The 24,663-nt window shown below is 39.1% G+C and carries 21 protein-coding genes and 3 tRNA genes; 9 read left to right on the top strand and 15 right to left on the bottom strand.

Annotated elements, in window-relative coordinates; genetic code table 11:
• Window positions 1–47 precede the first annotated feature (47 nt).
• Window positions 48–980: a 30S ribosomal protein S6--L-glutamate ligase gene (rimK, locus tag JKG64_RS11045; RefSeq protein WP_133582715.1), complete on the top strand. Its 933-nt coding sequence runs from the start codon at window positions 48–50 to the stop codon at window positions 978–980.
• Window positions 981–1,074: 94 nt separating this feature from the next.
• Here the strand turns inward: rimK and mnmA are convergent, their stop codons facing one another.
• Window positions 1,075–2,166, bottom strand: coding sequence for a tRNA 2-thiouridine(34) synthase MnmA (mnmA, locus tag JKG64_RS11040; RefSeq protein WP_133582716.1), 1,092 nt, complete (start codon window positions 2,164–2,166; stop codon window positions 1,075–1,077).
• A gap of 186 nt (window positions 2,167–2,352) precedes the next feature.
• Here mnmA and JKG64_RS11035 point away from each other — a divergent pair.
• Together JKG64_RS11035 and JKG64_RS11030 are read left to right on the top strand one after the other, a co-directional pair.
• Window positions 2,353–2,425 (top strand) — tRNA-Phe (locus JKG64_RS11035).
• Between the two features lie 44 nt (window positions 2,426–2,469).
• A tRNA-Phe gene (locus JKG64_RS11030) sits at window positions 2,470–2,542 on the top strand.
• Window positions 2,543–2,592: 50 nt separating this feature from the next.
• Here JKG64_RS11030 and JKG64_RS11025 read toward each other — a convergent pair.
• The 7 genes from JKG64_RS11025 to JKG64_RS10995 all read right to left on the bottom strand — a co-directional run bounded on the left by JKG64_RS11025 (window position 2,593) and on the right by JKG64_RS10995 (window position 8,164).
• Window positions 2,593–3,543 carry an MBL fold metallo-hydrolase gene (locus JKG64_RS11025; RefSeq protein ID WP_210354376.1) on the bottom strand — a complete coding sequence of 317 codons (951 nt, stop codon included), beginning with the start codon at window positions 3,541–3,543 and terminating at the stop codon, window positions 2,593–2,595.
• Window positions 3,531–4,130 (bottom strand): dephospho-CoA kinase, encoded by a 600-nt coding sequence (gene coaE / locus JKG64_RS11020; protein ID WP_210354375.1) that lies wholly within the window; start codon window positions 4,128–4,130, stop codon window positions 3,531–3,533. Before coaE ends, JKG64_RS11025 begins: the two co-directional genes overlap by 13 nt.
• A gap of 6 nt (window positions 4,131–4,136) precedes the next feature.
• On the bottom strand, window positions 4,137–5,084 hold the full coding sequence (locus JKG64_RS11015) for a CdaR family protein (protein WP_210354374.1): 948 nt from the start codon (window positions 5,082–5,084) through the stop codon (window positions 4,137–4,139).
• Window positions 5,085–5,288: 204 nt separating this feature from the next.
• Window positions 5,289–5,612, bottom strand: a complete 324-nt coding sequence (gene yajC, locus JKG64_RS11010) for a preprotein translocase subunit YajC (RefSeq protein ID WP_210354373.1) — start codon at window positions 5,610–5,612, stop codon at window positions 5,289–5,291.
• Between the two features lie 31 nt (window positions 5,613–5,643).
• Entirely contained in the window at window positions 5,644–6,096 is a 453-nt protein-coding gene (locus JKG64_RS11005) for a DUF1573 domain-containing protein (RefSeq protein WP_210354372.1), read from the bottom strand.
• Window positions 6,097–6,099: 3 nt separating this feature from the next.
• A complete protein-coding gene (gene nusB, locus JKG64_RS11000) occupies window positions 6,100–7,047 on the bottom strand; it encodes a transcription antitermination factor NusB (protein ID WP_210354371.1) in 948 nt (315 codons plus the stop codon).
• A gap of 49 nt (window positions 7,048–7,096) precedes the next feature.
• Window positions 7,097–8,164 (bottom strand): Glu/Leu/Phe/Val family dehydrogenase, encoded by a 1,068-nt coding sequence (locus JKG64_RS10995; RefSeq protein WP_133582722.1) that lies wholly within the window; start codon window positions 8,162–8,164, stop codon window positions 7,097–7,099.
• A gap of 175 nt (window positions 8,165–8,339) precedes the next feature.
• On the opposite strand from JKG64_RS10995, the gene JKG64_RS10990 reads away from it, so the two are divergent.
• The 4 genes from JKG64_RS10990 to JKG64_RS10975 all read left to right on the top strand — a co-directional run bounded on the left by JKG64_RS10990 (window position 8,340) and on the right by JKG64_RS10975 (window position 14,165).
• A complete protein-coding gene (locus JKG64_RS10990) occupies window positions 8,340–10,118 on the top strand; it encodes an ABC transporter ATP-binding protein (RefSeq protein WP_210354370.1) in 1,779 nt (592 codons plus the stop codon).
• A gap of 117 nt (window positions 10,119–10,235) precedes the next feature.
• The gene (locus JKG64_RS10985) at window positions 10,236–12,170 is read left to right on the top strand and encodes a DUF3857 and transglutaminase domain-containing protein (RefSeq protein ID WP_210354369.1); all 1,935 of its coding nucleotides are present in this window, start codon (window positions 10,236–10,238) and stop codon (window positions 12,168–12,170) included.
• Window positions 12,157–14,064: a DUF3857 domain-containing protein gene (locus tag JKG64_RS10980; protein ID WP_210354368.1), complete on the top strand. Its 1,908-nt coding sequence runs from the start codon at window positions 12,157–12,159 to the stop codon at window positions 14,062–14,064. Before JKG64_RS10985 ends, JKG64_RS10980 begins: the two co-directional genes overlap by 14 nt.
• Before the next feature lie 27 nt (window positions 14,065–14,091).
• A tRNA-Ala gene (locus JKG64_RS10975) sits at window positions 14,092–14,165 on the top strand.
• A 47-nt stretch (window positions 14,166–14,212) separates the two neighbouring features.
• Here JKG64_RS10975 and JKG64_RS10970 read toward each other — a convergent pair.
• From JKG64_RS10970 to JKG64_RS10950, 5 genes are all read right to left on the bottom strand, one after another.
• A complete protein-coding gene (locus JKG64_RS10970) occupies window positions 14,213–15,598 on the bottom strand; it encodes a DEAD/DEAH box helicase (protein WP_210354367.1) in 1,386 nt (461 codons plus the stop codon).
• Between the two features lie 237 nt (window positions 15,599–15,835).
• Window positions 15,836–16,099: a 50S ribosomal protein L27 gene (gene rpmA, locus JKG64_RS10965; protein ID WP_021070981.1), complete on the bottom strand. Its 264-nt coding sequence runs from the start codon at window positions 16,097–16,099 to the stop codon at window positions 15,836–15,838.
• 44 nt (window positions 16,100–16,143) lie between these two features.
• Window positions 16,144–16,455, bottom strand: coding sequence for a 50S ribosomal protein L21 (gene rplU, locus JKG64_RS10960; protein ID WP_133582728.1), 312 nt, complete (start codon window positions 16,453–16,455; stop codon window positions 16,144–16,146).
• 155 nt (window positions 16,456–16,610) lie between these two features.
• Window positions 16,611–17,054 carry an Hsp20/alpha crystallin family protein gene (locus JKG64_RS10955; protein ID WP_210354366.1) on the bottom strand — a complete coding sequence of 148 codons (444 nt, stop codon included), beginning with the start codon at window positions 17,052–17,054 and terminating at the stop codon, window positions 16,611–16,613.
• Window positions 17,055–17,224: 170 nt separating this feature from the next.
• Window positions 17,225–17,587: a dihydroneopterin aldolase gene (locus JKG64_RS10950; RefSeq protein WP_210354365.1), complete on the bottom strand. Its 363-nt coding sequence runs from the start codon at window positions 17,585–17,587 to the stop codon at window positions 17,225–17,227.
• 220 nt (window positions 17,588–17,807) lie between these two features.
• On the opposite strand from JKG64_RS10950, the gene JKG64_RS10945 reads away from it, so the two are divergent.
• A complete protein-coding gene (locus JKG64_RS10945; RefSeq protein WP_210354364.1) occupies window positions 17,808–19,982 on the top strand; it encodes a S9 family peptidase in 2,175 nt (724 codons plus the stop codon).
• Window positions 19,983–20,044: 62 nt separating this feature from the next.
• On the opposite strand, the gene JKG64_RS10940 is transcribed toward JKG64_RS10945, so the two are convergent.
• Entirely contained in the window at window positions 20,045–20,542 is a 498-nt protein-coding gene (locus tag JKG64_RS10940; RefSeq protein WP_031301836.1) for a hypothetical protein, read from the bottom strand.
• 248 nt (window positions 20,543–20,790) lie between these two features.
• Between JKG64_RS10940 and carB the strand changes: the two genes are divergently transcribed.
• Window positions 20,791–23,610, top strand: coding sequence for a carbamoyl-phosphate synthase large subunit (gene carB / locus JKG64_RS10935; protein WP_210354363.1), 2,820 nt, complete (start codon window positions 20,791–20,793; stop codon window positions 23,608–23,610).
• A 49-nt stretch (window positions 23,611–23,659) separates the two neighbouring features.
• Here the strand turns inward: carB and JKG64_RS10930 are convergent, their stop codons facing one another.
• Window positions 23,660–24,580 carry a siderophore ABC transporter substrate-binding protein gene (locus tag JKG64_RS10930; protein WP_210354362.1) on the bottom strand — a complete coding sequence of 307 codons (921 nt, stop codon included), beginning with the start codon at window positions 24,578–24,580 and terminating at the stop codon, window positions 23,660–23,662.
• Window positions 24,581–24,663: the final 83 nt, after the last annotated feature.

Raw genomic sequence — 24,663 nt, 5'->3', positions numbered from 1 at the left:
AAACCTTTAGCCTACCCATTTGTTTTATATTTTAAATAAGCACATTCGTGAAAATAGCAATACTATCTACAAATAAAAACTTATACTCCACACAACGTCTCGTCGAGGCCGCTCAATCGAGAGGTCACGAATGTATTGTGATGGATCACAGCAAGTGTTATGTAGGAATACAACAGGGAAAACCAAGCATACATTATAGAGGAGAAAATATAACGGATATAGACGCTATCATTCCACGAATCGGTGCTTCGGTTACTTTTTACGGATCGGCCATCGTACGTCAATTTGAGGTGATGGATGTAATATCTGCAAACCCTAGCCAAGCCATTACACGATCACGGGATAAACTGAGATGCATGCAGATTCTTTCCGGTGCCGGATTAGGACTTCCGATTACTGGTTTTGCACGAACGACCTCCGATGTGGACGATCTTATTAATATGGTCGGTGGAGCCCCTCTAGTCATCAAGCTATTAGAAGGTACGCAAGGCATCGGTGTGGTATTGGCCGAAACAAAGAAGGCGGCTTCCTCTGTAATAGAAGCGTTCTATGGTTTGGGCAATAATATCCTGATCCAAGAGTATATCAAAGAGGCGAAGGGTACTGATATACGCGCATTTGTAGTAGATGGTAAAGTAGTGGGTGCCATGAAACGTACAGCAAAGGAGGGGGAATTCCGTTCTAATCTACACCGAGGAGGTACGGCAGAAATCGTGACATTGACACGTAAGGAAAGAGAAACTGCGGTAGCAGCGGCAAAAGCGATGGGACTCACAATGGCTGGAGTGGACATGCTCCCCTCGACTAGAGGACCGTTGATACTAGAAGTAAACTCTTCGCCAGGACTTGAAGGTATTGAGAAGGCTACAAACAAAGATATCGCTACCGAAATTATCAAGTATCTCGAAAGACAGTATGAAGCAAAGCAACTGCTAAAACCAGTAACTAAGCGTAAAGTAAAAAAAGAAAGTAAACTATAAGTTCACTTAGCCATACTACAAGAAAAGCCTCCAAGATATAAACTTGGAGGCTTTTCTTGTAGTATGAAGGTAAGAATTTTGCTTAAGGTTGTTGTTACTTCATCAAGAAACCACCACCCAGTAAATCATTGCCTTCGTAGAAAACAGCAGATTGCCCTGGTGCAATTCCTTTGACCGCATGTGGGAAGTCAACTTGCATCATATCGCCCAGCTGTGTCAATGTAGAGATAGCTCCAGCGTCTTTATATCGGATTTTTGTAATCGCCTCCATAGGTTCTTCTAAAGAAGCATATTTCACTAAATTAATATTCCGAACAAAAGCTTGAGAACGCTCCAACTCATGTTCTTCGCCCAAGACGACAGAGTTACTCTCCGGCAAAATCTCAATCACAAACATAGGCTTGCCTAGAGCAATCCCCAATCCTTTACGCTGTCCAATAGTGAAATAAGGATATCCGATATGTTGCCCCACTACGGTGCCGTCAGAGAGTAGAAAATTACCCGGACCGATCTCTTGGTCTAATGTTGGCTTTTTATGTCTTAAAAACTCTCTATAGTCATTATTGGGAACAAAACAGATCTCATAGCTTTCCGATTTGTTGGCCAGTTCTTTCTGTCCCATATCCAATGCCATCTGCTTGATCTCCGATTTATGGAAACCACCCAATGGGAACTGTGTACGGGCAAGATTCTCCTGTGTGACGCCCCAAAGAACATACGATTGATCCTTGTGCTCATCTAGCCCTTTAGAGATCACATAACGTCCATTATCGTGCTGACGGATATTGGCGTAGTGCCCAGTAGCGATAAACTCACAGTCTAGCTTATTTGCCCTTTTAATAAGTGCCTCCCATTTGATATGGGTATTACATAATACACAGGGATTGGGTGTGCGGCCAGCGATATATTCGTCTACGAAATTATCGATTACGTAATCACCAAACTCATTCCGAATATCTAATATAAAATGGGGAAAACCATAATTTACAGCCAGAGACCGTGCGTCGTTAATACTGTCCAAGCTACAGCACCCTGTCTCCTTGGATGTGCCTCCAGAATTCGCATAATCCCAAGTCTTCATGGTTATCCCTATCACTTCATAACCTTGTTCGTGTAGCATAACAGCTGCTACCGAACTATCCACCCCCCCACTCATAGCCACTAATACTCTTCCTTTTTTACTCATACTATTTTAATAAAGTGCAAAGATACCCTAAAATCATTTATCCCTGTGTTTATTTCGTGTAATTTTATCTCTATCAAAATCAATCGATTGTAGATATATCGCATTTTTTTTTGTGTAAATGTTTTAGAATCCAAAAAGAGAAGCTATATTTGCATCGCAAGAACGGTAAAACGGATTGCAAAAAAAGGTGCCATAGCTCAGTTGGTAGAGCAAAGGACTGAAAATCCTTGTGTCGCTGGTTCGAATCCAGCTGGCACCACAAAAAATCTGACAAGTAACAGATTCAAAACAAAAACTTGGTAAGGTGCCATAGCTCAGTTGGTAGAGCAAAGGACTGAAAATCCTTGTGTCGCTGGTTCGAATCCAGCTGGCACCACAAAAAAAGACTATCTCATCAGATAGTCTTTTTTTATTTTCGGCGCTCTCCTATCCTTTTAAGATATTCCGAACTTTCATTTTATCACTATAGAACTCACGTAAGTGTGTACCCTCACCATGAACTGTCCAAATCTCGGTCGGTTCTACCTGCCCAATGTACGTCAGTAGATCTGCCCAATCAATATGATCGGAAATATACAGGGAAAGATCATTCTGCCGTTGCAATCGTTTCCAGCCTGATGCAAAAACACGAACTACGTTCTTGGCCCGGATATAATGATTAAAGGTCATCGGAGGAACCAGATATACTTTATCTTTTCCCTCTTTTAGAGATTTTCGCTGATAGGTCTCGTACGTTAACTTAACAAAGCCCAACTCGTCATATATACGATGCAAAGGCAACATACTATGATGCAAAAGCACTGTTTTCTCTGGACAATAGGTATTGAGTAGATGTGTAAGACGTTGAGACTTGCCCAATGCATAACATCCAAGCATAATATGTGTCGACACTGCCTGTAGCTTTTTAATCTCTTCTATAGGATCGGGATGCATCACAGCAGGGTCTGCAAATGTCGTCTCTGTAATCAATACATCAGCTGGGACGTAAGCTATAGGCTCACAAGTAGGATCCTCCTGGAGCTTATAATCTCCTGTATAGAGATAACGCACTCCCTTGAAAACCATTAATACCTGAGCTGATCCTAATATGTGTCCTGCAGGGATAAAGGTAACTTCTACGCCATTTAAATCAAACCTCTCATCAAAGTCCTTAATGAAATAGTTTGACTGGCTGTGCCTCGAAAAACGATACTGCATAAAAGCAGCTGTAGCAGCTGTACAATACACATTCCGGTTTCCAGGTATGGCGTGGTCACCATGAGCGTGGGAAACGACGGCCTTTTGTACAGGCTGTTTGGGATCAATATAAAAATCTCCGTACCGACAATAGTATCCTAAAGCGGTCTCCACTAAAAAGTCGTCAATTATTTCGACCATTCTCTTTGTAAAATCTGTTGATGTATATGTAATATTTGCGGCAATAAAGGACTCACCCCATCGTTATGAACAATGAAATCCGCATATTTCTCTTTTTCAGACTCAGGCATCTGCTTATCGATCCGTCCCTGGACTTCAGCCCGCGACACGGCATCTCTGTGCATAACACGCTCAATCCTTAATTCTTCTGGCGCTGATACCAGGATAAGGCAATCTAAGCTCTTATAAGATCCACTCTCTATTAATAATGCCGCCTCTTTGAGGCTATAAGCCGCAGTCTGACGCAACGCCCACATTTCTCCATGTCGGATGACTAAAGGATGGACAATACTGTTCAGTATCTCTAATTTGTCATTGTTATTAAAGACCTGTTCAGCCAACCATTTGCGATCTAATACTCCGTCGGCTTGGTAAACCTCTGTGCCAAATGCATTCACTAATCCTTTGTGGATATCGGGATCGTGATTCATAAGCTGCTTGGCCTCCTTATCCGCATCGTAAAAGGGGACTCCCATGGCTTTAAAAATGCGGGATATATAGCTCTTACCTGAGCCAATTCCTCCCGTAATACCGACTTTTATTCCCATTATGATTTATTTACGAACGAAGAAATCAACGTTCTGGGGTTCTATCTTTATGATTTTAACAAAATCAGGAACTTTGGTCATCAGAATGGGCAAACTTTTAACCCGATTTTCCGCCCAATTGTCCAGATCAACAATAGCTTCAAAATCGCGTGCAGTCCATTTGCTAAAGTCTTTTAAAGAAACTAATGTTGTAACCGTCACCTTGCTCGGAATAGTGCGTACGGAGGTGTAGCGTCCTTCATTCTCCACTTTTATGGGAATTTCAATAATCTTCTCTGTTAATTCACCAATAGGAATAGTCACCTCTGCAAAAGTAGGATAGATGGTAACATTGGTACGTTGCTTTCTATTGATATTGGAGACAGTCCTAATATCCGTATGCACCTGCGTGCCAAATACGCTGTCCGTCTCTAGAAACTCTATATTTGCAACATCTTCCAATGGTCCTGTAATCGTTACGTATTCGGGGCTGGTGCGAGTAGGCCCAACCACACCATATTGTTTTTTGAAAGCAATATGCATCGGTACACGAACGGGTACTTTGCGCTGGGTTTGTTTGGAAAAATCAAAATACAAAGTATCCGGCCCTACACTAATGACTTGTTTATCCACAGGAAACTGCCTATTGATAAAACCGATCTGATTTGAAAAAACAATATAATTACGGCTACTCAGACTGCTTAGGTCAACCTGGATATTTGCCGTATCAGGGTTTAGACGGGACATTAGGACGTTCCAACCGCTCATTTTGATGCGCACACTGACCGTATCTGATTGTAAAGGGTGAAATGCTCGCTTCTCTGGTATATTGACGTACTCAATCCCTGCTTTAACAGTAAAGGTATATTTATTGGAAACAGCAATCAGCAACCAAGCGACAAAAGAAATAACAAGGCAACGTATGAAAATGGAAATTTTCCGCCGTTGTATTTTATTTATTCTCCTTTGTTTCATCGGTAAATAATTATTACACGCTCTATAGTCGACAAGGGGCTTTGCTCTCTTTGTTCCACGCTTTTCGAACAAGCCTTCAAATCACATCTACACAGCTTGTAGTACCTTGATTGTTTATATACAAACTTAGAAAAAATGAGTTGTATTATCGAAAAAAAAGCCATTCAAAACATGAATGGCCTTTATTCTTTGCAACAAGAAAAATTAATCTTTCTTTACTTCTGTATTTGCAGCGCGTGATGCATCTAAAGAGATTGCCGATTTATCAAAACGCATCTTAACGCCCGAACCTACGTCAATCAAAAAAGTAGCCTCACTAACCTCAACGATACGTCCATGTATCCCTGCTGTAGTTACTACTTTTGAATTAACATCTAACTCTTGAATATATTTCTTGTGATCTTTCTGCTTTTTCATCTGCGGTCTGATCATGAAGAAATAAAATACAACAACGATTAAAATCATTGGTAAGAAACTCATGATTCCGCCTGCACCACCTGCAGCTTGTAAAAAAAATGTTGATATCATTTTATTATTTATTTAGTTATTGATTACTGTTCTATTTTTCGACAATTCCTTTAATCTGAATTGTTGTCACTCTATTCTCTGCGTTAGAGCTTACAGTCACAATCTTTTGTTGATTACCGACCTGCCCTAAACTATTAAAACTCACCTTAATCTCACCAACTTTGCCAGGTAAAACCGGCTCTTTGGTAAAATCTGGCGTAGTACATCCGCAAGAGGCTGAAACCTGAGACAAAATAACGGGAGCAGCTCCTGTATTCTTGAATTTAAAGATGTGCTCCACTACAGCTCCTTCTTTCACCTTACCAAAATCAAAGGCAGACTCTTCAAATTCGATAACGCCCTGTTGCTTGGAGGCTGTTGTATCAGCTACCGAAGAAACTACAGGTTGTTCCGCATTTTGTTCTGTATTAGTTGCAGTTTGATTGCCACAACCGGCCAATAACCCAATAACAGCAAAAGCCAAAAGTGTGTTTTTAAATATCATAAGTTAATCTTTTAATCCCCTACCTGCTTTCCGAATACGTCCTTCCTTCGTTAAATCAGCTAGGATTTTATCTAAAATACCATTAATAAAAGTATTACTCTTCAATGTACTGAACGATTTAGAAAGTTCAATATATTCATTTATGGTTACCTTCACCGGTATAGAGGGAAAGTTTATTAATTCACTGATCGCCATACGCATCAATAGAATATCCATTAGGGCAATACGATCAGCCTCCCAGTTCTTCGTCTTTGCTGCAATCAGAGCCTGATACTCTTCACCGTAGCGGATAGATGTTTTCAGTAACTCAGAGATAAACTCTTCATCTTCACTCCAGCTTGGTGTAAGATCAGCCAATTTATTCTGTGAAGGGTTCTCTGAACTGAAGTTTTTAAAAGTCTTAGCAATCATTGCCTGAAGAACTTCCTTATCCACTGGCCAGTTGATGAATTTATCTTCAAAAACCTGCTCAATATCCACAGACTTAAGAATTATTTTCTTGAAGATATATTTGATAATATCTTTTTCGGCATTGATACTATGATCCGTTGAAGCTAAATACTCTAAATAAGCAGGTGAATCCTTGAGTTGAGCAAAAATAGAACGAACAATCTCCGGGTCAAATCCCCAAGATACGTTGTACTTTTTAACCAACTCTAAATATGTCCGATTCTGACGCAACGACTCAATAAAAGTGTTGCTATTCAACTTTGCAGTTAAGATTTTATCCTGTTCGGTAGGCAGAAATTTAGCTGCACGACTCTCCTGATCCAAAACCACATACTCTGCTACCTCATCCAATAGGTTCAATGTCCAGATATACATCTCATTGACCTCTTCCACATTCTTGAAAAGAGCCTTTTCAAAATCTTTAACCTGTTTATCTTCGGATAAACTGTACGCGTAAAGCGTCTGCAATACCTTAACTCTAAGGTGTCTTCTGTTTAACATATGTAATAAGAACGATAATTTTATAAGAACGAAATTCTAAGAACGCACACTATCTTCTAAGCTTGGCCATATCAGAGATACGCTTTTCTGCCAACTGTTTGGCGGCTTGGAATGTAGTGATATCTTCTTCTCGGGACGTCTGTAAGACGTGGCGCGTAGCGCTGTATATATTACGTATCAAAGACTCTGTACGATCTGTACCATAGCCCTCTAACTCGGAATAACAACTAATTAATGCTCCTGAATTAATTAAAAAATCAGGGGTATAAAGGATATTGTGCTCTTTCAACAATTGAATAGTACGCTCCTCATCTTTCAATTGGTTATTGGCTGATCCAGCAATAATCTTGCAACGCATCTTGGGCACTGTATCCACATTGACCGTACCTCCTAATGCACAGGGTGCATACACATCAACATCCAACTCATAACTTGTTGCATACTGAATAGGCTCGGCTTTATATTTGGCGGCGACTTTCATCTTACGCTCTTCGGTCATATCCGATACGTAAACCCGCGCATTCTCCGCACGCAACATAGAAACCAACTGCTCCCCTACAGAACCAACCCCTTGCACCGCGATCTTACGCCCCGCAAGGGAATCATCACCGTACAATTCCTTTATAGAAGCTTTGATTCCATAAAAAACACCGCGAGCAGCAAAAACGGTAGTATCACCACCTCCATTCATAGAAGTAGGAAGACCTGCTACGTAATCGGTCTCTGCATGGATATATTCTAAATCTTTTTGAGTGGTACCGACGTCGATAGAAGCTATAAAGTTACCATTCAAACCTTTGACAAATTTACCAAAGCGACGCATAAGTACTTCTGATTTTTCGGTACGGTTATTACCAATAATAACAGCGCATCCTCCTCCTAAGTTCAATCCGGCCAATGAAGATTTGTAGGTTATAGCTTTCGATAGACGCAACGCATCTTCAACGGCCTCTCCTTCTGACTCGTAAGGCAACATCCTAACCCCTCCAATAGCAGGACCTAAAGTTGTGTCATGAATCGCAATGATGGCCTTCAGGCCGACCGATGGGTCATTGCAAAAAAACAAATTCTGATGTTCTGAAGAGGCCATCAAATCGAAAACTGAAGCGTTTTGCATATCAAAAAAAATAATTCAAAAACTATTCTAAAAAGCTTTACAAAAATAAAAAATTAATTCGTTTTATCCGTGATTTATTGAAATATGTCGCTTTTACAGAATTATATGACGAATTAGAAAGAAACAGCCAAAAGATATTAAACCGAAACCATTACATTTGTAATAGAGACGCAACATGAAAGAACTATCCTACCTCAATAAATATTTCTACAAATACAAATGGAGATTGATCCCAGGAGTAATCTTCGTTATTATTTCCAACTACTTCGGAATATTACCTGCGAAAGTAATACGGGAAGCTTTTGACCTAGTCAAGGAAAACATAGACCTATACAGGCTCTATGATGGTTTCGAACGACAAAATCTCATCTATCAAGTCTTCGGAAGTAGCTTGCTTTTTTTCGGAATTGTAGTCCTTGTCCTGGCATTGCTTAGAGGAATCTTTCTCTTCTTGATGCGGCAATCGATTATACTTATCTCTAGGCATATCGAATATGACCTAAAAAACGAGATATACAATCACTACCAAGAGCTGGATTTCTCTTTTTTCAGAAAAAACAATACGGGTGACCTAATGAATCGCGCTACAGAAGATGTAAACCAAGTGCGCAATTATCTTGGCCCAGCAATCATGTATGCAATCAACACGGTAACACTCTCTGTGATGATCATATATGCTATGTATGATGTAAATCCGACTTTGGCCACCTACGCGCTATTGCCTATTCCTGTGATATCGTTGATTATTCTAATGGTAAACCGAATAATAAACAAACGTAGCACGAAGATTCAAGCACAACTATCGAAGCTTTCGTCTTTTGTACAGGAAACATTCTCTGGCATACGAGTAATTAAGACCTATGTGAGGGAAGATCAAAAAATGGCAGAATTTGCGCATGAGAGTAATGTGTACCGCAACAGTTCTCTTGACCTAGTAAAAGTGCAGGCGATATTCTTTCCGTTGATTATATTCCTCGTAGGTTTTAGCACAATAATAACGGTGTATATTGGCGGAATTGAAGTCAATAAAGGAACTATCACTGCCGGTAACATCGCTGAGTTTATCATGTACGTAAATCAGCTGACCTTTCCAGCGATGGCACTTGCCTGGGTTACGTCGCTCATACAACGCGCTGCAGCTTCACAAAAACGAATAAATGAGTTTTTAAACACCAAACCTGAGATTATTAGCGGAAATATCACCGACGAACTAGCTGGAAATATCCGTATTAAAAATCTATCTTTTACGTATCCCGAAACAGGTATACAGGCATTGAGCGGCATTAACATAGATATTAAGGCGGGACAGACACTAGCGATAATCGGGAAGACCGGTTCTGGAAAGTCAACACTGGCCAACCTTCTATTGAGGATGTATGACGCAGATCAAGGCCAAATAACATTTGATGGAAACGACATAAAAGACCTGAATATAAAGTCACTACGCCATCAGATAGGCTTTGTCCCACAACAAGTTTTTCTATTCTCGGATACTATTGCCAATAATATAGCTTTTGGCCTGGACACCTGCGAAATCGACAAAGTGGAAGCTGCCGCAAAAGATGCCGCTGTATATGAAAACATTGCTGCTTTTGAAGAGGGGTTTCAGACGCATATAGGCGAACGTGGACTTACACTTTCAGGCGGTCAAAAACAACGGTTATCCATCGCCCGAGCATTGGTAAAGGACCCGCAAATGCTGATATTTGATGATTGCCTTTCTGCAGTCGACACTAAAACAGAAGAGGAAATACTGCACAACCTGGGACGTATCATGAAGAACAAAACAACGATATTTATAGCGCACCGTATTTCCACAATAAAGAACGCAGATCACATCATTGTTCTTGAAAATGGAAAAATAATAGAAGAAGGGAACCACAGCGGCTTACTGGCGGCGAATGGGGAGTATGCCGAACTCTATGAAAAACAGCTATTGCAGAGTACGGAGTAACAATTGTAGTTTGCAATTCGGGTAATATTTATCTACCTTTCGGGAAGATACCAACCCACTTGTTCAGTTATGAGATATATTCTTTTAGCTCTTTTCACGCTGTTTTCAGCACGGCTGATGGCACAATTAGAGGGCACTCCCACAATAGGATTCTCCGATTTTGAAACAAATGTATACGATATAGATTCTAGCGCTCACGCCATAACACTCTTTGAACATGGAAAGACTCACATTGATAAAAGCGAGTCTGATCGCTCCTTAATGGTATTCCATCACTATAAGACCCGACTCAAAATCCTAACAAAGGAAGGATATGAGCAGGCTAACTTCACAATTCCATTGTATAAATATGGTTCGACCTTTGAGTATATAACCAATATAAAAGCGACCACCTATAACCTTGTAAACGGTAAAATCGAAAGCACCCCCCTCAAAAACAAAGACATCTTTCTTGAACATAGAAACGATTTTGTGAAATTAAACAAATTTACAATGCCGGATATTCAGACTGGGTCGATAGTAGAACTTGAATACACTGTAGTCTCACCTGATATATTCAACTTTAGATCGTGGCAATTCCAAACAGATATTCCAAAATTAAAAAGTGACTATCGAATACTGATTCCAGCTATATATAAATACAACATTACATTAAAAGGTCCACTGAAACTTTCTGACACAAAATCAAAACTACAACGCGAGTGCCTAGTTTTAAACGGCAATAAAATAGACTGTTCTGACATTACGTACTTTATGGAAGGCATACCAGCTTTTAAGGCGGAGGCCTATATGCTAGCTCCAAAAAACTACATCTCCGCAGTCAGCTTTGAACTAGAAGAAATGGCTATGTCGGGAGGAGGTGTCAAATCTTTCACAAAAAAATGGAGCGATGTCGATAGAGAACTCATGACAGATAAAGACTTTGGAGGACAATTAAAGAAAACAAATCTACTTGAAGAAATGTTAACCAAATCAGGAGACACCTCCTATAATCAACTTGATAAAGCTAAAAATGTATTCAAATGGGTTCAACAGAACATAAAATGGAACAATACCTATGGAAAATATGCACAAAATGGCATTGAAGACGCTTTAAAAAACAAAAAGGGGAACTCAGCAGACATCAACCTCTCTCTAATCACAGCACTCAATGCGGCCGGCATAGAATCCTACCCTATTCTTGTTTCTACACGAGATAATGGAATTCCTAACAGCCTTCATCCTGTCATCTCTGATTTTAATTATGTAATAGCAGGAGTTAAGATTCAGAATGAAACCTACCTAGCAGATGCGACTGACCCTCTGCTTCCTTTTGGCGAACTCCCTATGCGCTGTATTAACGAAAAAGGGCGGATTGTTTTTTCAAAAAAATCCTCGGAATGGATTCCTTTAATCAACAATCAAATATCATCAACTCATTACAATTTCGATGGCTCACTAGATCCCAGTGGAGTGTTAAAAGGTAGCCTCACTATAATATACAATGGAATGGACGCCGTAAGTAAACGCAGAAACATACTTGAGTATCCTTCAAGGGAAGAATATCAAGAAGCTATTGATGATCAATTAACAAGTATAACTGTAAAAGAACTTAACATAGAAAATCTGGATAACAATGAAATTTCTCTTATTGAAAACTTTACTATAGAAACCAAAGTCTGTGATGAAATAAAAGGGAACGCCTTTTACTTCAACCCTATCTTTATAAACCGCACTATTAAAAACCCTTTCAATCTCAATGAAAGAAACTACCATGTAGATATCGGTTCCAGAAGAGACGAGAGTCATACAATAACCATAAAGCTTCCAAAGGGAAGTAATGTAAAGACTTCACCAAAAAATGTAAGTCTTGTATTACCGGAGAATACGGCCCGCTACAACTATAAAAGTGAACTCGTAGACGACAGCTTACATGTGACGCAACAGCTATCACTTAAAAAGGCCATATACAATACAGATGAATATTTCGGATTAAAAGAATTGTTCTCAAGAGTCATCCAACAACTAAAGATAGACCATTCATTCAATTACACTGCAGATGCTTCTTTATAGAATTATTTTCACCCTATTAATGACTTCGTGCATCCTACAAACAGATGCTCAAAAATACATGGTCGCGGACATATCAAAAGATCTCTTAAGTCGCGCTAATGCTGTAGTACAAGAAGAGCATATATCCTTTGATATAGACTATTCAAACGCATTACAAACCGTTCGCAAAGCGATAACAATACTTAATAAAGCAGGAGAAAAACATGCAGAACTGGTTTTATACTATGACAAAAGCAAAACAATTAAAGATATCAAGGGGCAGATTTTAGATGAGTTTGGCAATCAAATTAACAAATTCAATCAGAAGGATTTCAAAGATCACAGTGCCACAAGTCAAGTCAGTATGTTTGATGATATACGGGTTAAACATTATACCCCAAACTCACACACCTTCCCTTATACCATTGTATATAGTTATGAGGTAAAACATAGTCAAACCCTATTTATTCCGTATTGGCAACCGGACTACATGTCTGATCTTGCTGTAGTCAATAGCACGTATGAGTTAAGCTGTAAACCAGATCAATCTCTGCGGATAAAAACTAAGAATCTACCTCAAGCTGCTCATGTAACAACAACAGAAAAATCGAAAACTTACAAATGGACTGCAAAAAATATAAAAGCACGGAAAGAAGAACCTTTAAGACCATTTGATCGACAAGATGCGATCCTGATCAAGGCTGTCCCTGAAAACTTCCACTACTTCAAGAAAAAAGGAACTGTAAAAAGCTGGTCTGATTTTGGGAAATGGGTATATGAAAATCTTCTGATAGGTAAGCAAGAGCTATCTCCCGAAACTAAAAATAAAGTAAAAGAACTTACAGCACAACTAGATTCAGACAAAGAAAAAGCTAAAGTCTTATTCGCCTACATGCAGGATAAAACACGATATGTTAGTATCCAAATAGGAATCGGAGGGCTCGAGCCTTATCCAGCTTCTTATGTAGAACAACTTGGATATGGAGACTGTAAGGCACTAGTAAATTACACCCAAGCTTTATTAAAAGAAGCGGGTATCGAATCTTTATACTGTATTGTAGAGGCTGGTCATCAAAAAAAGAATCTAGATATTGATTTTGCAAATGCCGTTGATGGTAATCATATTATACTATGCCTTCCTTTAGAAAACGACACAACCTGGATTGAGTGCACAAGTAACAAACACCCATTCGGTTACCTGGGTAAATTTACGGATGACAGGCTAGTTCTTGCCTGTACACCTGATGGGGGGAAAATATTGCGAACAACTCAATATCCATCGACTAAGAATTTGCAAAACCGAACAGGACATATTAATGTGAAAGAAAACGGTAATATCGAAGGAACTATAACAACAACATTCACTGGGACTCAATTTGACAATCATTTTCAAAATGTTTCTAAGGGGCAACGTGAGCAACAAGAGTTACTAAAGCAGTTTTATGACATTGACAACATTAGCTTTTCAAATAATACTTATAGCGTAGAAGACCAATTAGAACCGACAGTTATTGAAAAAACAGACATCTATATAAAGAACTATATTGCAAAGAATAAAGATCAACTTATATTCCATCCTAATCTTTTCAGTTTAGCCACAACCATCCCTGAATCAAAAAACAGGATGAATCCCCTTTACATCAACCGGGGCTATACAGATATTGATAGCATTAGTTATAGTATACATGAGAAGATTAAAGATAAATTTCAGCCCACCACTAAAGTTATAAACTCTCCTATGGGCGCCTATCATCTTCAAATCAGCCTGAAAGATAGCAAGCTTCTATATTATCGTAAACTGGAAATTAAAGAAGGTACTTACCCTCCCGAAAGCTATGCACAATTCTACAACTTTATGCGAGAGGTTTCGGAAACAGATCGAGGAAAGTTTACGCTTACACTTGCAACAGATTAATATTTTTATATCTTTGCATCAGCTAATGGGGAATTAGCTCAGTTGGCTAGAGCGCTTGCCTGGCAGGCAAGAGGTCATCGGTTCGAATCCGTTATTCTCCACGATGAAAAAGGGCAGATTTAAATAAATCTGCCCTTTTCTTGTTTTATTAGAATGTCTTCCCTGAATTACCGGATCCTCTCTTTCCTCCAAAAGATCTTCCTCTTCCAGAAGAAGCTCCACCTCTACCATCTGACGAAGACTGACCACGGCCAGCTGACGATTGACCTCTACCACCTGAAGATGATTTCTTTTTATGGCGATAGTCAGGCTTAGCACCCGGCTTAGACGCCTCTGCTTTACCTTTAGTCTTTCCTTTACCAGCCTCTAAAGTAGCTTTCGCTAAAAACTGAGGAGACATACTCAGGTCCTCCATTCGTTTTACTGGGAGTTCAAATCCAATGGTAAACTGTATATCTTTGATGTATGGAATCTCCTCTACATCACATAGCGAAATTGCAAAGCCCTCTGCCCCTGCTCTACCAGAACGGCCGATACGATGCACATAAGCATCGGGCATATTAGGGATTTCATAATTGATAACGTACTTTAAAAGATCGATATCAATTCCTCTTGCGGCAATATCAGTAGCGACCAAGACGCGAATCTCTTTCTTTTTGAAACCTTCCAAAGCATTCTGACGTGCGTTCTGAGATTTGTTACCATGTATGGCAGCCGCTGAAATATCTTGTCTATGCAGTAGCTTCACTAATCGATCCGCACCGTGCTTAGTACGTGTAAAGACTAATACGTTATCATCTACCTCTTTTTTCAACAAATGCATCAACGCCTTCGGTTTATTGGCCTTTTCAATATAGTACAAAGTCTGTTGAATGGTTTCTGCAGTCGTAGACTCCGGGGTGACCTCAACTTTGACAGGGTCGGTCAAGATACTGTCCGCCAAAGACTGTATTGCTTTAGGCATCGTAGCTGAAAAAAACAGGGTCTGACGCTTGTCGGGAATAGCATTCAACACTCGCTTCACATCGTGTATAAAACCCATATCCAACATCCGATCGGCTTCATCCAACACAAAGATTTCGATCTGATTAATTGATAAGATACGCTGATTCATTAAATCTAAAAGCCGACCTGGAGTTGCAATTAGAATGTCTACCCCTTGACGAATTTCATTGACCTGGCTGAACTGATTGACACCACCAAAAATAACAGTATGCCTCAATTTAAGATTCTTACCGTAATCACTAAAAGATTCACCAATCTGTATAGCCAATTCACGCGTAGGTGTCAGAATTAATGAGCGAATGGTACCACGCTTAAGCCCCTGAGGCCTATTATTATTAAGTAATTGCAAAATAGGTATTGCAAAGGCCGCGGTCTTACCTGTACCTGTCTGTGCACACCCTAACAGATCCCTTCCTTTAAGTACCTCAGGAATAGCCTGCTCTTGAATAGGTGTCGGATTCTGATACCCAAGCGCCTCTACAGCGGCCAATATAGGCGAGCTGATTTTTAAATCATTGAAAGTTTTCATCAATATGTTCTATAGTAAAAACAAACCCTCTTGTAATAACACCCTAAATAGCTATGAAAATGTCTCGAGGGTTCGTTATGTCTATTGAAAACAAAACACTTTCAGAAAAAACTTTCATAATTCCTTTGAATCACCAACAGATATGAAAGTTCTTGATGGCCATTTAAAAATAGACACTTGCAGAAAAAAAGCCGCCAAGGAGTACTTAGCGGCTTTTAAATAGGATTAAACTAAACCTTAGTTTTGCTCAGCAGGAACTACTGAAACATAAGATTTATTATTTGCTTTTTTACGGAAAACAACTGTTCCATCAACTAGAGCAAATAAAGTGTGGTCTTTACCAACACCTACGTTAGCATCTGGATTATGTACAGTACCACGTTGGCGAACGATAATGTTACCAGCGATAGCTTTCTGACCACCGAAAATCTTGATGCCTAATCTCTTACTATGTGACTCACGGCCGTTCTTGGAACTACCCGCACCTTTTTTATGTGCCATTTCTTTATCTTAATTTATGACTTGCGTCAGGATTAAAAATTCGATTATAAACTGATACCAGTAATCTGGATTTTAGTGAATTGTTGACGGTGACCGTTTTTCTTTTTGTAACCTTTACGGCGTTTTTTCTTGAAAACGATTACTTTATCACCTTTCAAATGAGACAAAATCGTAGCTGAAACTTTAGCTCCTGAGATACTTGGTGTACCTACAGTGAATTTACCACCGTTTTCGGCCAACAATACATTGTCAAATTCAATACTAGCGCCTTCTTCTCCCTGTAAACGGTGTACAAAAAGATACTGGTCTTTTGCAACCTTGAATTGCTGCCCTGCTATATTTACTATTGCGTACATTGTTATTTATTAATAATGTTAATTATTTAATGAACCGCAAAGATAGATTATTATATTCAATACTGCAATTTTTTTTCAAAAAGCAATGTTACGTCGCAGGACATAATGAAAAAAGCCCCAATAAGGGGCTCTTTTATACACTTTAATAATTTATCTTACTTAACCTCGATTAGGCGTTTGGCCACAATAGCCTCCTCTTTCTTCCCAATCTTAACCTGCAACACTCCATCCACATAAGCTGCATCAATATCACTGTAATTAACAGTCTCAGGCAAAGTAAAAGACCTAGAGAAAGAACTATAACTATATTCTTTTTTGCTGTACAACTTATCATCGGATGCTGATTCTTCAACCTTATCTACACTGATAGAGATGATGTTCTTATCTACATTGATTTTAAAATCAGATTTCTGTAATCCAGGAGCTGCCAATTCTATAGCAAAAGCCTCTGCTGTCTCAGTGATATTTACTGCTGGAACACGTGTTACCAAACGGTCAGAGATAAATGAATCGTTAAAAAGATTGTCAAATACGCTATTAACAAATGGATTTACACTGTCTGTGTTTACTGTTTTTGTAGGGAATTTAATTAATGCCATTTTCTTGTCCTCCAATTATTTTTATTTTTTAATTATATACTAAACTTATACAGCCAGTCTATTTCAATAAAAATACCAAAGTTAAAAACAAGCCATTTTGACATTTAAAAACCAAATCAACAGACAAAATGTCGCGTTAATATATTTAAACAAACACTAAATCCTGTCAATCAATCCCTTTCATATATAAGACTCACTTCTGAATTTGCCAAATCTCCCCCAAATGCTGGATTAATCTTTTTGATAACCACATTAACCTTTTGAGCAAAATTGAACTTCTTAAGGATCAAATCAAGCATATCTTCCAATGCAGACTCCAATAACTTGCGCTTAGGACTCATCACTTCTAGAAGAATCTGATAAAGCTCCTCATAATTAATAGTGTTCTTTAAATCTTCAGCATCTGAGTTCTCAAAGGGGAAAAACACATCCACACTTACATAAAACTCGTTTCCGACAACCTGTTCTTCTTCATAATAACCAATTGGCGAATAAAATCGCACCTCCCGCAGGGAGACCTTCTGTGTAATCATAATATTAAAATTACACAAATTTTAGATTAATACAGATGAAATACAATAGATTTAGCCCCTCCAGAAACAAAACCGTCCTCCCACAACACAGTGACACCTACTTAGACTCAAAAAAGGCTTGTAAAACATTTTTGACGTTAGTAATTATATTAACACAATTACCTAATTTCGCCAGCAGGCGATGCCTACTAAAGATTCCATCTAATATAAAAACAAACAGATGAAAAAATTATTGTTATTATTACTACTTAGTTCCACTTATGCCTACGGCCAACGCAGTTTCACAATAGATGAAACCGTATTTGGTCCGAGCAAATTTTCACCCAAAAATCTATTCGGTCAAAAATGGGTAAAAGGAACTGATGCTTTTTCACATCTAGACGCTTCGTATCAAAACTTAATGATACGCTCATCAAAAGATAACTGGCAGAGTAAAGATTTAGTTTCGATCACAGAACTCCAGTCCGCATTAACAAAAGTTATCCCTAATGAACAGTTCACACTAAGAACTTTTCCTACACAGTATCAATGGCAGGATGGTAATACACTTGTATTTAACGTAAGCGGAAAGGAAACTGTATATAGTGTAACTTATAATATCACTAAAAAGGAGGCACAAGTTACTTCCAATGTACCTAGCACAGCTACAAACGTAGAGTATAGTACATCAAATGTACAGACAGCTTACCTCATAGGCAACAATATCGAAATCACAACTGCAAACGGAAAGAAAATTCAGGTCACCAAAGACACAGTGAATGGTATTGTAAACGGCAGTGAATTTACCCATCGCCAAGAATTTGGAATAACGAAGGGGATGTGGTGGTCTCCTGATGACCAGAAGTTGCTTTACTACCGTAAAGACGAAACGATGGTCAGTAAATACCCTCTACCGCAATGGGATACACGCGTAGCTACAATAAAAGATATCCGCTACCCTATGGCTGGAATGAAAAATGAAGAAGTAACACTGAACATTTTCAACACGCAAACAGGAAGCTATACCACACTACAGACAGGAACTCCAAAAGAACAGTACCTAACTATAGCTTCATGGGACCCCAATAATGAATATATTTACGTGGGGGTCTTAAACCGTGGACAGGATCACCTAAAGCTGAACAAATATGATTCAAAAACAGGTGTTCTTGTAAAAACACTTTTCGAAGAAAAATCAACCACATGGGTAGAGCCACAACATGAACTGATTTTTACGCCAAGCAATCCAAAACAGTTTTTATACCAAACAGACAGAGATGGCTACAATCAACTCTACCTATACGACACACAAGGCACATTAATTCGTCACCTTGGTCACAACGATGTCAGCGTAATCGATTTCCAGGGGTTTGACAGCAAAGGAACAAAAGCTTATTATATAGGCACAACCAATAATGGAATGGAGCGTCAGCTTTTTGAAGTTGAGCTAAAAAGTGGTAAAACAATACAACTGACTCAGACAAACGGTACGCATAATGCTTCGATCAGTGATAGCGGGAATTTCATTCTTGACCAATACAGCAACCTGAACACTCCTAATAAAATAGACGTAATCACAAAAAAGGACGGCAAATCAACTAACATACTAACAGCTGAAAATCCTTTTACAGGGCAGATAAACATCCCGAAGATTGAATTCAAAACATTTGTTTCTCCGGATGGAAAAACACCTCTAAACGCTAGAATAACATATCCTGCAAACTTTGATTCTTCAAAAAAATATCCGGTTATGTTATATCTTTATGGAGGATCACATGCTCAACTCGTTACAGACAGATGGCTCGGAGGTGTAGGTTATTTTGACATGTTCATGGCACAGAACGGATACCTTGTCTTCACTTTGGACAACAGAGGCTCCGAAGCTAGAGGCAGGGACTTCACCCGCGTGACGCATCGCAACCTAGGGGAGGCTGAAATGGCGGATCAAATGGTCGGTATAGAATACCTTAAATCTCTCCCTTATGTAGATAGTAACAATATGGGAATATTCGGCTGGAGTTATGGTGGCTTCATGACCACATCATTAATGACCAAACACAACGACATCTTTAAAACAGCAGTAGCCGGAGGTCCAGTAATGGACTGGAAATACTACGAAGCGATGTATGGCGAACGTTATATGGACACACCAGAAGAGAATCCTGAAGGATACAAAAAGACCTCGCTACTAAATAAAGCAAACAAGCTAAACGGTCATCTCCTGATAATCCATGGCGCTCAAGATCCTGTAGTAGTACAACAACATAGTATGGACTTTGTAGAACAATGTATAAAAGCAGGAAAACAAGTTGACTATTTCTTATACCCAAAACACGAACACAATGTAAGTGGCAGGGATAGAATCCATATGTATGATAAAATCGCAAAGTATTTTGATCTACACCTGAAGAAGTAAATCCTATGTAAATAAAAAAGGGACTGCAGATTGCAGTCCCTTTTTATTATCGTTCTTTTCGCTTAGAAAGTATAACGAGCTGTTACACCACCATTAGCGTAGAAACCGTTATAGTGTCCTGCACCATTTACAACATGGATAGTAGGTCTGATATCCGCCGAAAATGCGAAAGGAGCGCTTTTCAACTTGTAATCAACACCACCCGTAGGGAAGATACCTGCACTGAATCCCTTAACCTCATCAATATTAGAGAAAGTATTGGACAATACTGCACCACCACCTACGAACCATTTGAATCCATCGATATTTCCGATAGGGAAATGATGTTGGTAAGCACCAGAAAGTGCTAAATTTGTAAAACTTTTTCCAGCGAATTTATCAGAATCAAAACCTAAGTTAAATTCCAAAGCAGCAGGTTGCTTAATAAATGTCTTAAAAGACGCAGAGATTACATCGTAGTAACCAGAACCTAAACGGATACCGATAGAGTTCTTGTAATCCTGAGCCTGAGAAGCTCCAGCTACTAATAATGCTACTAATGCTAAAGTAAATTTTTTCATAAAGTTGTATTTATAGTTTTTTGAAAATTTTGTCGAAGATAAAGCAAATAATGTACCATTCCAGTACATATTTCAAAAACTCCTATTTATCGGGGGCATGTTTAACAAAACATACTTGCCTATATCAAAAAATAAATATAACTTTGCACTCCGACAAAGCAGTCGGAATACTCTTCTTTAGCAAAGGCATTTTCGCCGCTTTGTAAACAGCAACTAGTTCGTATTTTAATTTTTTGATTTCATAAATAATGCCTAGAAACACCTCCATTAACTCTGTCTTAATCATAGGTTCTGGTCCTATTGTTATCGGACAAGCGTGTGAATTTGATTATTCAGGATCTCAAGCTGCCTTATCTCTCAAAGAAGAAGGCATCACAGTGTCCATAATTAATTCTAACCCTGCAACAATTATGACCGATAAGGTTGTAGCAGACCACATCTATCTATTACCTCTTACTTGCGAGAGTATCGAGCAAATATTAAAAGAGCAAAAGATTGATGCCGTATTACCAACTATGGGTGGACAGACGGCCTTAAACCTATGTATTGAAGCCTCAAATATTGGGCTTTGGGAAAAATACAATGTTCAAGTGATCGGAGTCGATGTCGCAGCTATTGAGAAGACAGAAAACCGCGAAGAATTCCGTCAGCTGATGATTGATATCGGTGTAGGTGTAGCTCCTTCAAAAATCGCAAACTCTTTCCTTGAAGGAAAAGAAGCAGCACAGGAAATCGGTTTCCCATTGGTAATCCGTCCATCCTATACGTTAGCAGGTACAGGAGGTGGATTCGTACATAAGAAAGAAGATTTCGATGCGGCTTTAAACAGAGGCTTACACGCATCACCTACTCACGAGGTATTAGTAGAACAGGCAGTATTGGGCTGGAAAGAATTCGAATTAGAATTGCTACGTGATACAAACGACAATGTAATCATCATCTGTACAATCGAAAACTTTGATCCAATGGGTATACATACTGGTGACTCTATCACAGTCGCTCCAGGTATGACATTGTCTGACAAGTGCTACCAAGATATGCGCAACCAGGCGATTAAGATGATGCGTTCGATAGGAACTTTCGCTGGAGGCTGTAATGTTCAGTTCTCGGTAAATCCTGAAAACGAAGATATCATCGCAATCGAGATCAACCCTCGCGTATCACGTTCGTCAGCGTTAGCCTCTAAAGCAACTGGCTACCCTATCGCGAAAATAGCTGCTAAATTGGCTATCGGATATAACTTAGATGAGTTACAAAACCAAATTACTAAAACAACTTCAGCATATTTCGAACCTACATTAGACTACGTAATCGTAAAGGTTCCGCGTTTTAACTTCGACAAATTCAAAGGAGCGAACAAAGAACTAGGTCTTCAGATGAAAGCTGTGGGCGAAGTTATGGCTATCGGCCGTACATTTATCGAAGCACTACAAAAAGCCTGTCAGTCTCTAGAAACAGGCCGTGCAGGATTAGGTGCAGATGGCAAACAACTGCGCAATCTAGATGACATCATGCACAGTTTAGAGCATCCAAGTGCTGACCGCTTGTTCCACGTAAAAGACGCTTTTGAACTAGGTGTTCCTCTAGAATCCATCCGTAAAGCGACGCATATTGACAAATGGTTCTTAGTACAGATTCAAGAACTAGTTCAATTAGAACAAGAACTACGTCGCTACCAACTATCCAATATTCCACGCGATTTCTTCATGACCTTGAAGCAAAAAGGTTATTCGGATGAGCAAATCTCTTGGTTGTTAGGCAATGTAACAGAAGACGAGGTTTATGACCGTCGTAAAGAATTAGGAATTAGCCGTGTCTACAAAATGGTAGATACTTGTGCTGCAGAATTCCCGGCACATACTCCTTACTTCTACTCTACTTTTGAAGACGAGAACGAATCAATTGTTTCGGATAAAAAGAAAATCATTGTATTAGGTTCTGGACCTAACCGTATCGGACAAGGTATCGAGTTTGACTATTCGTGTGTACACGGTTTATTGGCTGCGAAAGAATGTGGTTACGAATCGATCATGGTCAACTGTAACCCCGAGACTGTATCAACAGACTTTAACATGGCTGACAAGTTATACTTTGAGCCTGTATTCTGGGAACATGTACGCGAAATCATTGAATTAGAAAAACCAGAAGGGGTAATCGTACAGTTAGGTGGTCAGACGGCATTGAAAATGGCTGAACGTCTAGAAAAATTAGGAGTTAAAATTATTGGTACTTCTTTCCAAGATATGGACCTTGCTGAAGACCGTGGCCGTTTCTCAGATCTATTAAAAGAGCTTGAAATCCCTTATCCAAAGTATGGTGTTGCTACATCTGCTGAAGAGGCAATCAAAGTGGCAAACGAAGTCGGTTATCCAGTTTTAGTACGCCCTTCTTATGTATTAGGTGGACAAGGAATGAGTATTGTCATCAATGATGAAGACTTAGAAAAAGCAGTTGTCAATCTACTTAAAAACCTTCCGGGAAATCAAATATTAATTGACCATTTCTTGGATCGTGCAGAAGAAGCAGAATCGGATTCTATTTCGGATGGGGAAGATGTACATATCATCGGGATGATGGAGCATATTGAACCGGCAGGTATTCACTCTGGAGATTCATACGCGGTATTACCTCCTTTTGAGCTTTCTCAAGCTGTACAGGATAAAATGGAAACATACTCAATCAAACTTGCTAAAGCACTAAACGTAAGAGGACTTTTAAACATTCAGTTTGCTATAAAAGGAGAAAATGTATATGTTATCGAGGCTAACCCTCGCGCATCACGTACTGTTCCATTCATAGCTAAGGCTTACGATGTACCTTATATCAATATCGCAACCAAAGTAATGTTAGGTGCTAATAAGTTAAAAGACTTTACAATCGAACGTAAACTAGAAGGTTGGGCTATAAAAGAGCCTGTGTTCTCCTTCTCTAAGTTCCCAGAAGTAGATAAACAATTAGGCCCTGAAATGAAGTCAACAGGTGAAGCAATACGTTTCATCAAAGACTTAAAGGATCCTTATTTTAGAGAATTGGTTTTAAAGAAATCAATGTTCTTAAATGCTCAATAAAATAAAAAGCCCGCTAATAGCGGGCTTTTTATTTATGACAAAGTTAGTTCTAAAAATTAATACCATAGAGCTTCTCGCCAATGTCAGTTATCTTTTGATCAACAGAAGTTAAACCGCTTCCTGAAAGGTACCATATCCATCCAGGAAGTATGAACACCTTATTGTTCTTATATGCTGCAGTAGCTTTAATATCGTCGTTAATGATATCTTTAGGATCGGGCATCACCCCTTGAATCCCCGTGTTACGATCAAAAACAAACAAATAATCTGGATTTATATCGGCTAATTTCGGGGCTTGGGGACGATCACCACCTCTAGGAGCATTTGAAGATTCTGGATCTGGTATATACGCAGGTTTTAGATCCAAGGCATCATACAAAAATCCAAAACGAGAATTAGGACCGCTAGGCATCAAACGTCCATTCATGTGCATAGCCAGCACTGCTTTCTTGGGATCAGCCTTTGCTTTTTCTTGTACTTTCGCAGCTTTCTGACGTAGCGCCGTTAACTTCGCTTCTGCAATCTTTTCTTTTCCATGCAATCTTGCGATATCACGTACGCTCTGCTCAAAAGAACCCCAAAAATCTTTTTCGTCCGTGCCAAAAATAACGGTAGGTGCAACCATAGACAAGGAATCATAGTAATTCCCCATTCTTCCTCCTATAAGGATAAAATCTGGCTTTAGAGCAGCGACCGCTTCCATATTTGGCGTTTTAACATTCCCAACCCGTATATACTTTGTATCGTTATATTCATTTAAATATTCCGGAACCTGGTCAACTGTAGCAGACACAGGGATACCTAATTCATAATAGGTCTCTAAGGCTCCCAAATCCATAATCAACACTTTTTTTGGATTTGCTGCAACCTTGGTTTCACCTTTAGAATGTTTGAAAGTGACTGCCTCTTGAGCAGATGTATTGAAGTAACAAGCCGCTAAAAATAGGGCTATAAGAAAATGACGTTTCATAATTAATATTCTTGTGGGTTTTATAAAATGAATATTACAAACAGAAGGTGTACTCCTTCTATTTGTAATATTCATTTACTAAG

The organism is Sphingobacterium tabacisoli (assembly GCF_017908035.1).
Taxonomy (GTDB): domain Bacteria; phylum Bacteroidota; class Bacteroidia; order Sphingobacteriales; family Sphingobacteriaceae; genus Sphingobacterium; species Sphingobacterium tabacisoli.
The sequence above is the reverse complement of the archived record's forward strand: the minus strand, read 5'-3'. Positions and strand labels throughout refer to the sequence as shown.

Coding starts and splice junctions, on each gene's coding strand:
- JKG64_RS10970 (WP_210354367.1), bottom strand. CDS start 15,598: ATGAAAACTTTCAATGATTTAAAAATCAGCTCGCCTATATTGGCCGCT.
- nusB (WP_210354371.1), bottom strand. CDS start 7,047: ATGTTAAACAGAAGACACCTTAGAGTTAAGGTATTGCAGACGCTTTAC.
- rplU (WP_133582728.1), bottom strand. CDS start 16,455: ATGTACGCAATAGTAAATATAGCAGGGCAGCAATTCAAGGTTGCAAAA.
- carB (WP_210354363.1), top strand. CDS start 20,791: ATGCCTAGAAACACCTCCATTAACTCTGTCTTAATCATAGGTTCTGGT.
- coaE (WP_210354375.1), bottom strand. CDS start 4,130: ATGGGAATAAAAGTCGGTATTACGGGAGGAATTGGCTCAGGTAAGAGC.
- JKG64_RS10950 (WP_210354365.1), bottom strand. CDS start 17,587: ATGATTACACAGAAGGTCTCCCTGCGGGAGGTGCGATTTTATTCGCCA.
- JKG64_RS11005 (WP_210354372.1), bottom strand. CDS start 6,096: ATGATATTTAAAAACACACTTTTGGCTTTTGCTGTTATTGGGTTATTG.
- JKG64_RS10985 (WP_210354369.1), top strand. CDS start 10,236: ATGGCACAATTAGAGGGCACTCCCACAATAGGATTCTCCGATTTTGAA.
- JKG64_RS10980 (WP_210354368.1), top strand. CDS start 12,157: ATGCTTCTTTATAGAATTATTTTCACCCTATTAATGACTTCGTGCATC.
- yajC (WP_210354373.1), bottom strand. CDS start 5,612: ATGATATCAACATTTTTTTTACAAGCTGCAGGTGGTGCAGGCGGAATC.
- JKG64_RS10990 (WP_210354370.1), top strand. CDS start 8,340: ATGAAAGAACTATCCTACCTCAATAAATATTTCTACAAATACAAATGG.
- JKG64_RS10940 (WP_031301836.1), bottom strand. CDS start 20,542: ATGAAAAAATTTACTTTAGCATTAGTAGCATTATTAGTAGCTGGAGCT.
- JKG64_RS11015 (WP_210354374.1), bottom strand. CDS start 5,084: ATGAAACAAAGGAGAATAAATAAAATACAACGGCGGAAAATTTCCATT.
- JKG64_RS10945 (WP_210354364.1), top strand. CDS start 17,808: ATGAAAAAATTATTGTTATTATTACTACTTAGTTCCACTTATGCCTAC.
- JKG64_RS10955 (WP_210354366.1), bottom strand. CDS start 17,054: ATGGCATTAATTAAATTCCCTACAAAAACAGTAAACACAGACAGTGTA.
- rpmA (WP_021070981.1), bottom strand. CDS start 16,099: ATGGCACATAAAAAAGGTGCGGGTAGTTCCAAGAACGGCCGTGAGTCA.
- JKG64_RS10995 (WP_133582722.1), bottom strand. CDS start 8,164: ATGCAAAACGCTTCAGTTTTCGATTTGATGGCCTCTTCAGAACATCAG.
- mnmA (WP_133582716.1), bottom strand. CDS start 2,166: ATGAGTAAAAAAGGAAGAGTATTAGTGGCTATGAGTGGGGGGGTGGAT.
- JKG64_RS10930 (WP_210354362.1), bottom strand. CDS start 24,580: ATGAAACGTCATTTTCTTATAGCCCTATTTTTAGCGGCTTGTTACTTC.
- JKG64_RS11025 (WP_210354376.1), bottom strand. CDS start 3,543: ATGGTCGAAATAATTGACGACTTTTTAGTGGAGACCGCTTTAGGATAC.